8 protein-coding genes are annotated in these 15476 nt (G+C 63.0%); 7 read left to right on the top strand and 1 reads right to left on the bottom strand.

The window, feature by feature from the left end; genetic code table 11:
* Window positions 1-36: 36 nt before the first annotated feature.
* On the bottom strand, window positions 37-1236 hold the full coding sequence (gene pncB, locus SFA35_RS23405; protein ID WP_320573174.1) for a nicotinate phosphoribosyltransferase: 1200 nt from the start codon (window positions 1234-1236) through the stop codon (window positions 37-39).
* A 523-nt stretch (window positions 1237-1759) separates the two neighbouring features.
* Between pncB and SFA35_RS23400 the strand changes: the two genes are divergently transcribed.
* From SFA35_RS23400 to SFA35_RS23370, 7 genes are all read left to right on the top strand, one after another.
* The gene (locus tag SFA35_RS23400) at window positions 1760-2902 is read left to right on the top strand and encodes a branched-chain amino acid ABC transporter substrate-binding protein (RefSeq protein ID WP_320573172.1); all 1143 of its coding nucleotides are present in this window, start codon (window positions 1760-1762) and stop codon (window positions 2900-2902) included.
* 169 nt (window positions 2903-3071) lie between these two features.
* A complete protein-coding gene (locus SFA35_RS23395) occupies window positions 3072-3986 on the top strand; it encodes an ABC transporter permease subunit (RefSeq protein WP_320573170.1) in 915 nt (304 codons plus the stop codon).
* Between the two features lie 2 nt (window positions 3987-3988).
* On the top strand, window positions 3989-5272 hold the full coding sequence (gene livM / locus SFA35_RS23390) for a high-affinity branched-chain amino acid ABC transporter permease LivM (RefSeq protein ID WP_320573169.1): 1284 nt from the start codon (window positions 3989-3991) through the stop codon (window positions 5270-5272).
* Window positions 5269-6144, top strand: a complete 876-nt coding sequence (locus SFA35_RS23385; RefSeq protein ID WP_320573167.1) for an ABC transporter ATP-binding protein — start codon at window positions 5269-5271, stop codon at window positions 6142-6144. Before livM ends, SFA35_RS23385 begins: the two co-directional genes overlap by 4 nt.
* A complete protein-coding gene (locus tag SFA35_RS23380; RefSeq protein WP_320573166.1) occupies window positions 6141-6857 on the top strand; it encodes an ABC transporter ATP-binding protein in 717 nt (238 codons plus the stop codon). Before SFA35_RS23385 ends, SFA35_RS23380 begins: the two co-directional genes overlap by 4 nt.
* A gap of 369 nt (window positions 6858-7226) precedes the next feature.
* Window positions 7227-7880 carry a helix-turn-helix domain-containing protein gene (locus SFA35_RS23375; protein ID WP_320573165.1) on the top strand — a complete coding sequence of 218 codons (654 nt, stop codon included), beginning with the start codon at window positions 7227-7229 and terminating at the stop codon, window positions 7878-7880.
* Between the two features lie 131 nt (window positions 7881-8011).
* The gene (locus tag SFA35_RS23370) at window positions 8012-15430 is read left to right on the top strand and encodes a neuraminidase-like domain-containing protein (protein WP_320573163.1); all 7419 of its coding nucleotides are present in this window, start codon (window positions 8012-8014) and stop codon (window positions 15428-15430) included.
* The last annotated feature ends 46 nt before the right edge of the window (window positions 15431-15476 follow it).

The following is a 15476-nucleotide window of genomic DNA, read 5'->3' as shown; positions in this document are numbered from 1 at the left end:
GGGAGGGGGTAGCCTCTCCCACGCCAGCACCGATCTTCAGCCTGCCACCTTGAATACATGCCTCAGGTAGGCCACGAAGTTCGGATCACGGCACTGGGTCTTGGCCGCCTCGTCGGAGATCTTCGCCACCGGCTGGCCGTTGCAGTCGGTCATCTTCACCACGATGCTCATCGGCTTGACCCCAGGAATGTCGCAGGTCAGGTTGGTGCCGATGCCGAAGCTGACATTGATGCGCCCACGCAGCTGGCGAAAGATCTCCAGCGCCTTGGGCAGCGTCAGGCTGTCGGAAAAGGTCAGGGTCTTGCTCATCGGGTCGATGCCCAGCTTGTGGTAGTGGGCGATGGCTTTTTCGGCCCAGATGATCGGGTCGCCGGAGTCATGGCGCAGGCCGTCGAAAAGTTTGGCGAAGTACAGGTCGAAATCGCGCAGGAAGGCGTCCATGTTGATGGTGTCGGTCAACGCGATGCCGAGCAGCCCGCGGTACTCGCGCACCCAGCAATCGAGCGCCGCCGCCTGGCTGTCGATCAGCCTCGGGCCCAGCTGCTGGTGCGCCATGATCCATTCGTGGGCCATGGTGCCCAGCGGCTTGAGCTCGTATTCGCGGGCCAGGTGCACATTGCTGGTGCCGACGAAGCGCCCCGGGAAGTCATGCTTGAGCACGTTGACCACTTCTTCCTGCACTTTATAGGAGAAGCGCCGGCGGGTGCCGAAGTCGGCCAGCTGCAACTGCGCCAGTTCATCCGGTGCGGCGTTGGCGCTCAGCCAGTCGAACTTGCGGTACAGCTGGTCGCGGGCCTGGGCCAGGGTCACGTCGGGGTGGATGGCGCGGTTGCGCACCTCGCTGACCGTGGCCAGCAGCGGCACTTCATAGAGGATCACGTGCAGCCAGGGCCCGCGCAGGCGAATGAACAGCTGATCGTTCTCGATGCCCATGTGCAGGTAGCGCAGGTTGAAGCGAAACAGCCCGAGAAAGCGCAGGAAGTCCGGCTTCATGAAGCTGATGCGCTCCAGGAAGTCCAACTGGTCGGGGCTCAAGCTCAGTTCGCTGAGGCGCTCGATCTGAGTGCGCAGCTCCGGCAGGTACGGGCGCAGGTCTTCGCCGTTGCGGCAGCGAAACTCCCATTCCACCTCCACGTTGGGGTAGTTGTGCAGGACGGCCTGCATCATGGTGAGTTTGTACAGATCGGTGTCGAGCAGGTTTTGCACGATGCGATCCGCGAAGACGCCTTCGCTCATGAATCTCTCCGGGGTGAATACGCGGGCCCGCACGGGGGCCGGATACGGCAATAGAGCCCTAGTGGGTCACAACCTGAGGCAACGAGCCAGTATTTTTTACCGGGTTCGCTCTTATCCAGCTAATGGCATTCTGCCAACTGCTAGCACCATGCCCAATAAATACAAGGGCTTGACACTCATCTTTCAAAAAACGCTACAGCGTCTAGCCTGTAATGGTGCGTCCTGTAGCAGTCACGCACCGGCACTGTGCAGTAAGGTTACGCATGCTGTTACAGGAAGGTTGCACAAAGCTGTAGCAAAAGGTTGCAACGTCCGGCAGCGATGGTTGCACCCGGTCCGGCGGTGGGTGGCGCCCGCCGCGATCCAGACGGTTGCACAGCCCGGCAATGGTCACTGGGCGACGGGTCTAGGCCGCTGGTGCGCAGCCTTGCAGTGATCAGCACGGAGTGCTGGCACGCTGCTTGCTCACAGCTCAGTGCTGAAGTTGTTGTGCCAAACCAAAAAATCTCAGGAGCACCACCTCATGTCGCAGACGTTTTACAGGAAAGGTTTTCTGGCCCTCGCAGTGGCTTCCGCGCTGGGTGTTTCTTCGTTTGTTCAAGCTGAGGGCACCATCAAGATTGGCGTTGCTGGCCCGATGACCGGGGCCAACGCCGCTTATGGCGAGCAGTACATGAAAGGTGCGCAAGCTGCGGCCGACGCAATCAACGCGGCAGGTGGGGTGAACGGCGACAAGATCGTTCTGGTGGCTGGTGACGACGCCTGTGAGCCGAAACAGGCTGTCGCCGTGGCCAACAAGCTGGTCGACCAGGAGAAGGTAGCCGGTGTGGTCGGTCACTTCTGCTCCTCTTCCACCATTCCGGCTTCGGAAGTCTATGCCGACGCCGGCGTGATCGCGATCACCCCGGGGTCCACCAACCCCACCGTGACCGATCGCGGCCTGAGCGCCATGTTCCGCATGTGCGGCCGTGACGACCAGCAAGGTGTGGTCGCCGGCGATTACATCGTCGACGTGCTCAAGGCCAAGAAAATCGCGGTGATCAACGACAAGGACACCTACGGCAAAGGCCTGGCCGATGCCACTTCGGCGGAGCTGACCAAGCGCGGCGTCAAGCCGGTGCTGGAAGAAGGCCTGACCCGCGGCGAGAAGGATTTCAGCGCCCTGGTCACCAAGATCCGCGGCACCGGCGCCGATACCGTGTACTTCGGCGGCCTGCACCCGGAGGCCGGCCCGCTGGTTCGCCAGCTGCGTGACGCTGGCCTCAAGGACGTCAACTTCGTCTCCGGCGACGGCATCGTCACCGACGAAATGGTCACCACCGCCGGCGGCCCGCAATACACCAAGGGCGTCTACATGACCTTCGGTGCCGACCCGCAGAAGCTGGCGAGCAGCAAGACGGTGGTCGATGAGTTCACAAAAAAAGGTTTCGCGCCCGAGGGCTACACCCTCTACGCCTATGCATCGGTCCAGGCCCTGGCAGCCGGCTTCAACGGCGCCAAGTCGAACAAGGGCGAGGACGCCGCCAAGTGGCTCAAGGCGCACCCGGTCAATACCGTCATGGGTGAGAAGACCTGGGACAGCAAGGGCGACCTGAAGGTCTCCGACTACGTGATGTACCAGTGGGACGACGCCGGCAAGTACCACCAGCTGGACAAGCAGAAGTAAGCAGGGCAACCGACCCGGTCGACGCGCCTGTGCGCCGGCCGGTTTCGCTTCGGGCCGGCGCCGCGGCGTCGCCCGTCAGTTTTCTCATTCACCTTCCCGTACCCGCGGCCAGGCTTGACTGGGCGCCGGGAGCGGGTGGGTGATGACCGACGTTCACGAGAGTGCATAGATGGACGGTATTTTCCTGCAGCAAATGGTCAACGGCCTGACCCTGGGTTCGGTCTATGGCCTGATCGCCATCGGCTACACCATGGTGTACGGCATCATCGGCATGATCAACTTCGCCCACGGCGACGTGTACATGATCTCCGCCTACCTCGCCGCGATCGGCCTGGCGGTGCTGTCGTTCTTCGGTATCCAGTCGTTCCCCTTCCTGATTCTCGGCACGCTGATCTTCACCATCGTGGTGACCGGCGTGTATGGCTTCGTCATCGAGCGGGTGGCCTACAAGCCCCTGCGCAACTCGACCCGGCTGGCGCCGCTGATCAGCGCTATCGGCATCTCGCTGATCCTGCAGAACTATGCACAGATCGCCCAGGGCGCCAAGCAGCAGGGGATACCGACCCTGCTCGAAGGCGCCTGGCGCCTGGACATCGGCACCGGCTTCGTGCAGATCACCTACACCAAGGCGTTCATTCTGCTGGTGTCGCTGATCGGCATGGCCGTGCTGACCTACATCATCAAGTACACCAAGCTGGGCCGCATGTGCCGGGCCACCCAGCAGGACCGCAAGATGGCCTCGATCCTGGGCATCAACACCGACCGGGTGATCTCCTACGTGTTCATCATCGGCGCTGCCATGGCCGCGCTGGCCGGGGTGCTGGTGACCCTGAACTACGGCACCTTCGACTTCTATGCCGGCTTCATCATCGGCATCAAGGCCTTCACCGCGGCGGTGCTCGGCGGCATCGGCTCGCTGCCGGGGGCCATGCTCGGCGGCTTGATCCTGGGGATTGCCGAGTCGCAGTTTTCCGGGCTGGTCAACTCCGACTACAAGGACGTGTTCAGCTTCGCTCTGCTGGTGCTGATCCTCATCTTCCGTCCTCAAGGCCTTCTGGGTCGTCCTCACGTGGCGAAGGTATAAGTATGTCCGCTGCCCTGAACAAACCCATCGATATCAAGAAAAGCCTGATCGACATGGTCATCGCCGGCCTGCTGGCGCTGATCGTGTTCGGCCCCATCGTCGGCATCGTCCTCGACGGCTACGGCTTCAACCTGCAACCGACCCGCGTCGCCTGGCTGGTGCTGGTGGTGATGATCGGCCGCCTGCTGCTCAGCCTGTTCCTGCAGACGCCTCGCGGCCAGGCCATGTCCCATCGCTTCGAAAGCGCCGGCTCCGGCGTGCACGTGCTGGCGCCCAACCACAAGTCGCAGCTGCGCTTCATCATCCCGGCGCTGATCGTCATCGCCATCGTGTTCCCGGTGTTCGCCAACAAGTACCTGCTCACCGTGGTCATCCTCGGCCTGATCTACGTGCTGCTGGGCCTGGGCCTGAACATCGTGGTCGGCCTGGCCGGCCTGCTCGACCTCGGCTACGTGGCGTTCTATGCCATCGGTGCCTATGGCCTGGCGCTGGGTTACCAGTACCTCGGGCTGGGGTTCTGGTCGGCGTTGCCCCTCTCGGCCATCGCTGCAGCGCTGGCGGGCTGCATCCTGGGCTTTCCGGTGTTGCGCATGCACGGTGACTACCTGGCCATCGTGACCTTGGGTTTTGGCGAGATCATCCGCCTGGTGCTGACCAACTGGGTGTCCTTTACCGGCGGCCCGAACGGGGTGCCGGTGCCTTCGCCCACGTTCTTCGGCCTGGAATTCGGCCGCCGGGCCAAGGACGGCGGGGTGCCGATCCACGAGTACTTCGGCTTCGAATACAACCCGGACCTGAAATTCATCTTCATCTATGGCGTGCTGTTCCTGGTGGTGTTGGCCGTGCTCTACATCAAGCACCGCCTGACCCGCATGCCGGTCGGCCGCGCCTGGGAGGCCTTGCGCGAAGACGAGATCGCCTGCCGCTCGATGGGCCTGAACCATGTGCTGGTCAAGCTCTCGGCCTTCACCCTGGGCGCTTCCACGGCAGGCCTGGCCGGGGTGTTCTTCGCCAGCTACCAGGGCTTCGTCAACCCGACCTCGTTCACCTTCTTCGAATCGGCGCTGATCCTCGCCATCGTCGTGCTCGGCGGCATGGGTTCGACCGTGGGTGTGGTGATCGCCGCGTTCGTGCTGACCGTGGCTCCTGAACTGTTGCGCAGCTTTGCCGAGTACCGCGTGCTGCTGTTCGGCGTGTTGATGGTATTGATGATGATCTGGCGTCCCCGCGGCTTGATTCGCGTCAGCCGTACCGGTGTGACCCCACGCAAGGGAGTGGCGCCATGAGCGACGACGTGATCCTTTCGGTTGAACACCTGATGATGCACTTCGGTGGCATCAAGGCCTTGAGCGATGTCAGCCTGCAGGTACGACGCAACTCGATCTTCGCCCTGATCGGCCCGAACGGTGCCGGCAAGACCACCGTGTTCAACTGCCTGACCGGCTTCTACAAGGCCACCGGCGGGCGCATCCAGCTCAATGCCCGCGGCAACAGCACCAATGTCATCAAGCTGCTCGGCGAGTCGTTCCAGGTGAACGATTTCGTCTCGCCCAAGCGCTTTCTCAACCGGCTCTACTACAAGATGTTCGGCGGTACCCACCTGGTCAACCGTGCCGGCATGGCGCGGACGTTCCAGAACATTCGCCTGTTCAAGGAAATGTCGGTGGTGGAGAACCTGCTGGTGGCCCAGCACATGTGGGTCAACCGCAACATGCTGGCCGGCATCCTCAATACCCGCGGTTACCGCAAGGCCGAGGAAGACGCGATGAACACCGCGTTCTACTGGCTCGAAGTGGTCGACCTGGTGGACTGCGCCAACCGCTTGGCCGGGGAGCTGTCCTACGGCCAGCAGCGCCGCCTGGAAATCGCCCGGGCCATGTGCACGCGCCCGCAGGTGATCTGCCTGGACGAGCCCGCCGCCGGCCTCAACCCGCAGGAAACCGAAGCGCTCAGTGGCATGATTCGCCTGCTGCGCGACCAGCACGACATGACCGTGGTGCTGATCGAACATGACATGGGCATGGTCATGAGCATCTCCGACGACATCGTGGTGCTCGACCACGGCAACGTGATCGCCGCTGGCAAGCCCGAGCAGATCCGCAACGACCCGAAAGTGATCGCCGCCTACCTGGGCGCCGATGAAGAGGAGCTGGTATGACTGCCCCCATCCTCGAAATGAAGGATATCGACGTTCACTACGGGCCTATCCAGGCCTTGAAGAAGGTCTCGCTGCACATCAACGAGGGCGAGACCGTGAGCCTGATCGGCTCCAACGGTGCCGGCAAGTCGACCCTGCTGATGTCGATCTTCGGCCAGCCGCGCGCCAGTGCCGGGCAGATCATCTACCAGGGCACCGATATCACCCAGAAGTCTTCGCACTACATTGCTTCCAATGGTATCGCCCAGTCGCCGGAAGGGCGGCGGGTATTTCCGGACATGTCGGTGGAAGAGAACCTGATGATGGGTACCATCCCCATTGGCGACAAGCACTCGGGCGAGGACATGCAGCGCATGTTCGAGCTGTTCCCGCGGCTCAAGGAGCGCCGCAACCAGCGCGCCATGACCATGTCCGGGGGCGAACAGCAGATGCTGGCCATCGCCCGCGCGCTGATGAGCCGGCCAAAGCTGCTGCTGCTCGACGAGCCGTCGCTGGGCCTGGCGCCGATCGTGGTGAAGATGATCTTCTCGACCCTGCGCGAGCTGGCGCAGAGCGGCATGACCATCTTCCTGGTGGAGCAGAACGCCAACCACGCGCTCAGGTTGTCCGATCGTGCCTACGTGATGGTCAACGGCGAGATTCGTCTGACCGGCACCGGCCAGGAACTGCTCAGCAACGACGAAGTACGCAACGCCTATCTCGGCGGCCATTGACCCCCGAGGTTACAACCAAAGCCCGGACGCTCCCGCTTCCGGGCTTTTTTGCTTCTTATGGTTACCAATAACATCTTGATATTGAGGGTAATTTCGAGTCTGTATTCAGACCCGGCGTTGCCTGTACAATTGTTTTTTGCTTTCGTAGGGAGCTGTGACTATTGCGGTAGTAACAGGAAGTTTAGCGGGCGATGGTCTCAAGTAGGACTGTATGAAAAATGCACTAATCGAGTATCCAGTGATAGCGATGATGGATAGAAGTGTTACACCGAACGTCACAGCGGATCGTCTACGGTATTGTCTGATTTTTGCAGGCGGTAGCGGATTCGGCTGAGCGCGGGGTCACTGATCCATCCAAGGAGAGTGACAATGAAAGATACCTGTCTGGTCGGTTTCAGCTCCGGCGTAGAAAAGTTCTGCGCGTCGAGCGCGTACAGTGAACTTTTGCGGTGGATCCGAACTAACACGGATCTCAAAGTGGCGCAAAGTGGTGCGGTCATCCATGCCGCCTGCGAGAGCACCCTCCTGCTGCTCGAGGAGGGGGTGTGGCGTCTGCTGGTAGACCAGCGCAAGACCCTGGGCGTGCTGGTGCCCGGCGGCATGCTCTGGCTGGACCGTCCGCCCAGGGACTATCCAGGCGCCACCAGCCGTTGCGAGGTAATGATCAGCTCGACCTACTACGAGGTGCCCATGCGCCTGGTGCGCGAATCCGCCGACAGCGAGCGCCTGCTGGCCGGAGTCCTCGAGTTCGCCTCGTTCAACAGCCGAACCATCACTAACATGTGGCTGGATCAATGCGGCAATGACAGCTACCGCAAAATAAGAACGGCACTTGAACGGATGAGTAAACTACCTGAGTCGATTCGCTTTCGCCTCTCAGCCATTTCCTATGTTGTCGACACTACCGGTATCTCACGCTCTCATGCCTTGGCCATCATGAAGTCTCTGAAAGAGGGAGGCTATATCGATATTGATGCCGGCTATCTAATGGGTATCGCCAGGAAGATGCCGGCGGCTTATTGATAATTGTTCAGCCGGAGTCGGAAACTGGACTTTTCTCGTGGCGGCTCGGCAGTGCCCGTTAGTGTGGGTCCACGCTGAAACCAGCGTTGACTGAGCCGCTGCGTCGGCTCCTGACTTGAAGGGATGATGAGATGAGCCTTGATACTTATTCGCGGATCCAAAAGTTGTCCGAGAAGGCGGCTTTGCAAACTTCGGTAGAGCCTTTGCAGGAGGCTCCGGAAATCTTCCACCAGCAACATGAGCTGCTTTCCAGCGAGGCCGGAGAGTTGTACCGACACGCCGCTGAAGTTCGGGATGCCGCACTGATCCATGAAAAGTGCCTGGTGACCCGTGCCTCGCCGTTGCTGAGCAACCTGCCGAGCCTGGGCATCCAGGCGGCCCCCGGCGCGCTGCGTGACTATGAAAGCCAGTTCGGCAACCGCGCCAGCCGCTATACCACCCCAGGTTCGGTGTCCTCGATGTTCTCCCCGGCCGCCTACCTGACCGCCTTGTACCGCAACGCCCGCCAGCTGTACCCCGAGCAGTCCCCCTGGCACCTGGACCAGCGCCGGCCAGACTTGCAGCAGCTGACCCTCGATACGCGCAACATGACTGCCGTGGTGCCCGCGCTGAGCCTGAGCAACGAGGTGCTGATGGCCCAGGCGCGCAGCGTGCTGGACAAGGACAGCGACAGCGCCGTCCTCGAGCACCTGTACACCGACCGCAGCAGCGCCGGTACGCCCTGGCACGACGCCCATGGGCGCTTGCAGCAGGCCTGGGGTTTGCTGGACGGCGACCGGCACCTGGACGCCAACCCGCTGGTCGCCCGCCTGTTCGGCGCCACAGCCCGGGCGGGCATGACCTGCGCTATCTCACCCGCATTGCGGGAAATCCTCAATGAGCCCTTGAATTCGCAGAGCTACAAGAAGAATTTCGGCGAGGTGGCCCCGGAGTCGTTCCTGCAACCGCAGAACCTGCAACGGTTCTATGGCTTGAGTGCCCAGGAATATGCACAGTTTGCCAGCGTGGCCCCTGCGATCACTGCCGATTACGTCAACGGCGTCCTGGTGACGCAGGTGGGTGCCAAGTTATACCGCCTGCGCTGCCTGTCGGTAGATTCCGACCTGAATTTTGCCCGGCTGTATCCACAGACGGATGGCAGCTACAAGCTTCAGCTCAACTGGAGCAGGGATGCTGCCCGACAGGTCCAGATCACGGTTCAACTGGACGGTGGCGGCAACTCGTTGGTGGCGGGATATACGTTTGCGGATTTGCAAGCAGGTGTCACCTATGAATACACCATCGCCGCTGGCCAGTTGCCGGAGGGGCGTGCGTTCTCGTTGCGCTGCAGGGCCAAGGCCATCGTCGATACCCTCTTGAGCGCCTCTGCACAGATTCGCATCGAAGTCATCGCGCCACCGACCCAGGCGTTGCTGCTGAACAAGGCCATCCGCACCTGGCGCGCCACAGGGCTGGCGCCCGAGGTCGTCAGGGCGATCATCGAAGAGCCGGAGCCGGAGCCCCGGCTGTTCCAGCTGCAGCGCTGCATGAGCCGTGACGAGCTGGCGGCCGAGGACGCTCTGGTAGTCACCGGCGGAGAGCTGAGCCAGTCGGCCTCGGCCACCGATGTGAGCCAGTTCGACCGCGTTTTCAACGAACCGGTCCTCGGCGACCGCCCTTTCTTGCCTGGCACTGTCATGGTGGATGTCAGCCCGAACCAGGCCGCCAGCCACCGGGCGGAGAAGGCCGTGCTCAAGCGCGCCCTGCAGGTTGACGAGCTCGGTCTGGTGGCGTTGGTCACGATCCTCAACAACAGCACCTCGATCGTGCTGTCGCTGCACTATCTGTCGCGCCTTTATGCCCTCAGTTGCTGGGCGCGGTTGCACGGCCTCACCGCTGGGGACCTCAAGGCGCTGATCGGGTTGGCGGGCGTTACCCTGGCTGCAGGCGCCAGCCCGGGCGCCTGGGCCCAGACGCTGCACGAGCTGAGCGACACCCTCGACTGGCTGCGTGAGCGGCAATGGTCCGTCGCGGATCTGCGCTTGATGCTCCAGGGGGCACCTGCGCACAAAACTCCGGAAGCCGTCGCGCTGTTCAATGCCTTCAGGGAAGCCGTTGCCAGTCGCCCGACAGCAACCTCTGCAGAGAAGCTGGCGTTGCTGGCGCCGCACGTCGCCGCCGCGTTCCAGCTGCCCAGCGCCGAGGTCGGCAGCACGCTGCTGGTCTGGTGCGATGGCCTGGCCATTTCGGGGCTGACCCTGGAGCGCACCTGGTCGCTGCTCGCCTCGCCTGAGAACGTTGCCCAGTCGGCCTTTCCCTTCATCTACTGGCTGGCCCAGCTGGGCCTGGTCTACCGAGCCAGCGGCAGCAGCCCGCAGGCCTTGGCGCTGTTCGTACACAGCCCCGCAAGGCTGGTCAGCGGCGAGCCACGCGTGCTGCCGCTCAGCCTGGAGTCGATCAAAGGGCTGCAGGGTTTTTCTGCCTGGCTCAAGGGCCTCGGCGAGGGCGCCGACCGAGTGCTCAGCGCGTTCAGCGCCGACACCCTGGACGCCCACACGCTGGCGCAAGCGCTGCACGTCGAGCTCACCAGTGTGCAGCAGGCCATCGTCCAGGCCGTCAAGCATGGGCAGGTCGCCCAGGCGTCCAGGCTCGGCAGCTGGGCGCAAGTGGATGCCACGTGCCAATGGTTGGCGCTTAGCCAGGCCTGCGGCCTGGCCCCGGAAAGCCTCGGCGCCTGCATCGCCCTGGACTACCGCCAGGACAGCCCGGCCGTTCGTGCCCACTGGCAGCAGGTGGCCGACGCTTTCGCCGCCGCGCTGACCCCGCAACAGAGCGCCGACCTGGCGCGCGGCCGCGCCTTGCAGCTCAGCGCCGCCCTGAGTGGCTGCCTGCTGGGCTCGCACTGGGCTGGCATCCTCAGCCAGGCTTCTCGCGAACAGCTTTACCAATACCTGCTGGCCGACAACCTCAACGGGACGCAGGTCGACACCTCCCGCCTGGCTGAAGCCATCGTCAGCCTGCAGACCTTCATCCAGCGCACCCTCAGTGCGCCGGAAGGCGAAGTGAATCAAGCGGCCTTGACCACGCAGTTCTTCACCGACTGGGAACAATACAATCAGCGTTACAGCACCTGGGCCGGCGCGGCCAAGCTGTTGTACTACCCGGAGAACTACATCGACCCCACGGTGCGCCTGGGCCAGACGCAGATGATGGACGAAATGCTGCAGACTCTCGGCCAGTCGCAGCTCAACGAAGACACCATCGGCGACGCCTTCCACACCTACCTCACCGGCTTCGAGGAAGTGGCCAACCTGCGCGTGATCAGCGGTTATCACGACAACCTCGACGCTCGCGAGGGCAAGAGCTACTTGATCGGCGCCAACCAGAGCGAGCCGCGCGAGTTCTTCTGGCGCAGCGTCGACGAGGCCCGGCGCAACAGCGAGGGCCAGCTGCCGGCCAATGCCTGGAGCGATTGGCGCAAGGTTGGCGGCTCGCCGCAGCCTTGGGGTGATTGCATCCGCCCGGTGATGTACAAGTCGCGCCTGTATCTGTGCTGGCTGGAACGCCAGGACGTGACGCCGCCCACTGCCAACGGCCAGCCCGGGACCGTGAAGCAGTACCGGCATGAAATCAAGGTGGCTTACCTGCGTTATGACGGCAACTGGAGCACGCCGAACGTCATCGATGTGACCGCACCGATCCAGGTGATGGAGCTCGGCAATGAAGCGCCAGGGCTGTACTGCAGTCATTTCCAGGCGCAGGCCAGCATGCCCGTGCTGCTTTACAGGAAGCAGGCCAGCTATGCCGCCAATCAGCCGGCCAACAGCCATCTGCTGTATGTGCATGAGGACATGAGCATCGCCCACCAGACGGCGGCCGCAGCCCGCGGCTTTATCGAATACATGCGCCAGGAGCTGGACACCACGACCTCGGTGATGGTGAACAACCGTTACGCGCAGGGTTTGCAGGTGGAAAATGCCTTGGCCAATCGGGTGGTACAAGGCTCAACCTATGGCATCAACGGAGCTGTACGCTCGGTCAAGGTGGACCTCAATGGAGCTGCGGGAGAGGTAAAGCTTTCGCTGCAGGGCCAGCTCGATTGCACGCTGAACCCGGTCGGCCATGAACTGGGCGCTCTGATCGGGCGAATCCCCGAGTTGAAGGCGGCGTCGCAGTTGTACTACTGCGCCCCGTATGGTGGGACACGAATCGGTATGGTTCGCCACAATGGCTTTTTCTATCTAGCTTCGGCCGAGGCCTTTGGCACACCAAGTAGCATGAGGATCAGGTACGATTTGTCATCGCCTGAGATTCAGTTGACCAAAACTCAGAGCCTGACTTACACCGATTCGGTAACTCGGGTTTTATACAAGATCGCTGTGTTCCGAGATCCCCAGCCCACTCGGCCTATTCCCAAGGGTATTTATCCTGTCCAGGTGGACATACTCGAACAGGCATACCTGCGCTACATTTTGGATACCGATAACGCCGCGTTGTTGGATAACCCCTATAGCTCCATAGACCCCGGCAGCGTCAGCATCGAATTCTTCGACGGCAAGACGCGAACGACATTCCCGGCCAGCCAGCACGTAAAACCACTGCCGCCCTTCAACCCTTCCGGCACGATGAGCTATGTCTTTCCCGACCTCGCCGATATCCCGGTCAGGAAGGACTGGGGCGGGCGCAACGAGCTGCTGCTGGACGTCGCTTTCAAGGTCGGCGGCGCCGACTACGCCCGCTACACCTTGCGTCTGTATCGTTCTGCCCAGGATCCGCAGAACGTGATTCGCCTGGGCACTACCTCCGAACATGCCCAATACATGGAACTTGGGCCCTATCGCACGCGCCTCAACACGCTGTTCGCCCGCCAGCTGGTGGAGCGGGCGGGGGCGGGTATCGACACCATTCTGAGCTATGAGACCCAGCAGATTAAGGAGCCCAAGCTGGGGCAAGGCTTCTACACCACCTTGACCCTGCCCAAATACAAGCCGTCGGTGCATGGCGATGAGCCGTGGGTGAAGATTTATTACACCTATTTCTACGCCAACAATGACGCTTTTCCGATCTGGAGCGGCAGGCTCAGCCCGGATGAGCTCACTCAGGTGACGCTGTTCGTGCCCCGCCCGGCCAAGGGCTGGGCACAAACCCACACTGCGCATCTGCAGGTCGCTTATAAAAAAGCCGCCAACACAGCCGTTTCTGGTCGCTCGGTCATGTTCGCCTACAACCCGGCGACCGATACCGCAGTAGTGACCCGGCCAGGCAGCAGTGCGCTGTCCAAGGACATCGTCGAAAACGTCACGCTGCGCGACAGCCTGCCCATGGACTTCGGCGGCGCCAACGCCCTGTATTTCTGGGAGCTGTTCTACTACACGCCGATGATGATGGCCCAGCGTCTGCTCCAGGAGCAGCAGTTCGACCTGGCCGCCCGCTGGCTGCGCTATGTCTGGGATCCGACCGGCTACGTCGTGCGCGGCCAGAAAGAACAGCGCTACTGGAACGTTCGCCCCTTGCAGGAAGACACCCGCTGGAACGACGCACCGCTGCGCGCGGTGGACCCCGACGCGGTGGCCCAGAACGACCCGATGCACTACAAGGTGGCGACCTTCATGCGCGGTCTCGACCTGCTGCTGGCCCGTGGCGACGCCGCCTACCGCCGGCTGGAGCGCGACACCCTGACCGAGGCCAAGGTCTGGTACAGCCAGGCGCTGAACCTGCTGGGCGAGCAGGCCTACATCGAGGCCGACCGCGGCTGGTCCGCGCCGACCCTGAGTCAGGCCGGTTCGCAGGCCGCTGCGGCGCGTCACCTGGAGGTGCTCTGCCTCTTGTGCGACGGGCGGGCCGGCGACCTCAAGGCCATGGCGCCCACCAGCGCCATCGAGTTCCTGCCGGAAGTCAACGACGTGATGCAGGGGTATTGGCTGACCCTGCGTCAACGGTTGTTCAACCTGCGCCACAACCTGACCCTGGATGGCCAACCGCTGCAGTTGCCGCTCTTTGCCAAGCCTGTCGATCCAAAGGCCTTGCTCAACGCGGCAGTGGCTGCGCAGAGCGGGGCGGGCGCGGGCCTGGCCCCGGTCGAGCTGCCGTTGTGGCGCTTTGAGCCGATGCTCGCCAGCGCCCGTGACCTGGTCAGCCGGCTGATCCAGTTCGGCGCTGCCCTGCAGGGTGTTCTGGAGCGCAAGGACGCCGAGTCGCTCAACGCCCTGCTGCAAAACCATGGCCTTGAGTTGATGGGCAGCAGTCTCCGGCTGCAGGAGAATCTTGGGCAAGAGCTCGAAGCCGAGCGGACGCTGCTGCACGGGGCACTGGCGGGTGCGCGGCAGCGCCTGGAGAGCTACACCCGGGTTTACGACGAAAATGTCAACGCTGGCGAGCAGGCCGCCTTGCTGCTGGCGGGCACTTCGAAGGCTTTGACGGTCACGGGCAAGGCCGCTCACATGACGGCGGCAGCCCTTGACGTGGCGCCCAATATCTTCGGTCTGGCCAGCGGCGGCATGCAATTTGGCAGCATCGCCAATGCCGTGGGTATCGGTGTCACCCTGACCGCAGAAGCCGCCTTGGCCACGAGCGGGCAGATGCTCCAGGTGGAGGCCTTCCGTCGCCGGCGTCAGGATTGGGAGAGGCAGCGCGATATCGCTCAACACGACGTCGAACATGTCGAGGCGCAGCTGGCAGCGCTTGACGTGCGCTGCGAATCGGCTCGCCTGCAGGCCGGCTACCTGAAGACCCAGCAGCGCCAGCTGCGCGTGGGGCTGGACTTCCTGCAGAGCAAATTCACCAATCAGGCGCTGTACAGCTGGATGCGTGGCCGCCTGGCGTCCATCTACTTCCAGTTCTACGACATCGCCGCCTCGCGCTGCCTGATGGCCGAGCGCGCCTGGCAGTGGCAGAGCGGCGAAACCCGCACCTTCATTAAGGGCGGCGGCTGGCAGGGCACCTGGGCCGGGCTGACCTGCGGCGAAGGCCTGATGCTCAACCTCGCGCAGCTGGAGGCAGCACACATCAAGAGCGCCCGCCGCGCCCTGGAAGTGACCCGCACCGTCTCGCTGGGCGAGTTGTACCGCAGCGACAGGCTGCCTCAGGCCCAGCGCTTCGAACTGGCGGCGGCCGTGGCCGCCATGGTCGAGGGCCGACAGACCGAAGCGGGCACTGTTGCCAACGGCCTGCGCCTGGAGTCCGGCGAGCTGATCGCCCGAGTCAACCTGCCCGACCTGGCGATAGCGACCGACTACCCGGCCGGGTTGGGAGGCCGGCGCCGCGTCAAGCAGATTCGCGTGTCGCTGCCGGCGCTGCTGGGGCCTTACCAGAACCTGCAGGCAGTGCTCGGCTACACCGGGGGGCAGCCGCTGCCGCCGGGCTGCGAGCGCATGGCCATCTCCCAGGGCCTGAACGACAGCGGGCTGTTCCAGCCCGGAGCCGATGATGGGCGCTGGCTGCCCTTCGAAGGCGCCGACGTGGCTGATGGCGGGCTTGCCCTGCGCTTCGCCCATGCGCGGGGCAAGCAGCTGGAGGTGTTGAAGACCCTGAGCGACATCATCCTGCACATCGACTACACCATCGCGCCCTGAGCCGGCGCCCACGGGTGGGCACCCTGTGCCCACCCCTCTTGATCTG

Origin of the sequence: Pseudomonas sp. HR96, assembly GCF_034059295.1 — a bacterium.
GTDB lineage: Bacteria > Pseudomonadota > Gammaproteobacteria > Pseudomonadales > Pseudomonadaceae > Aquipseudomonas.
Note: the sequence above shows the minus strand (reverse complement) of the source record. Positions and strands in the feature narration are given on the sequence as shown.

What these genes read in the sequence shown, in the direction of transcription:
- pncB (WP_320573174.1), bottom strand. Translation starts at nt 1,236, where the DNA reads ATGAGCGAAGGCGTCTTCGCGGATCGCATCGTGCAAAACCTGCTCGAC.
- SFA35_RS23400 (WP_320573172.1), top strand. Translation starts at nt 1,760, where the DNA reads ATGTCGCAGACGTTTTACAGGAAAGGTTTTCTGGCCCTCGCAGTGGCT.
- SFA35_RS23395 (WP_320573170.1), top strand. Translation starts at nt 3,072, where the DNA reads ATGGACGGTATTTTCCTGCAGCAAATGGTCAACGGCCTGACCCTGGGT.
- livM (WP_320573169.1), top strand. Translation starts at nt 3,989, where the DNA reads ATGTCCGCTGCCCTGAACAAACCCATCGATATCAAGAAAAGCCTGATC.
- SFA35_RS23385 (WP_320573167.1), top strand. Translation starts at nt 5,269, where the DNA reads ATGAGCGACGACGTGATCCTTTCGGTTGAACACCTGATGATGCACTTC.
- SFA35_RS23380 (WP_320573166.1), top strand. Translation starts at nt 6,141, where the DNA reads ATGACTGCCCCCATCCTCGAAATGAAGGATATCGACGTTCACTACGGG.
- SFA35_RS23375 (WP_320573165.1), top strand. Translation starts at nt 7,227, where the DNA reads ATGAAAGATACCTGTCTGGTCGGTTTCAGCTCCGGCGTAGAAAAGTTC.
- SFA35_RS23370 (WP_320573163.1), top strand. Translation starts at nt 8,012, where the DNA reads ATGAGCCTTGATACTTATTCGCGGATCCAAAAGTTGTCCGAGAAGGCG.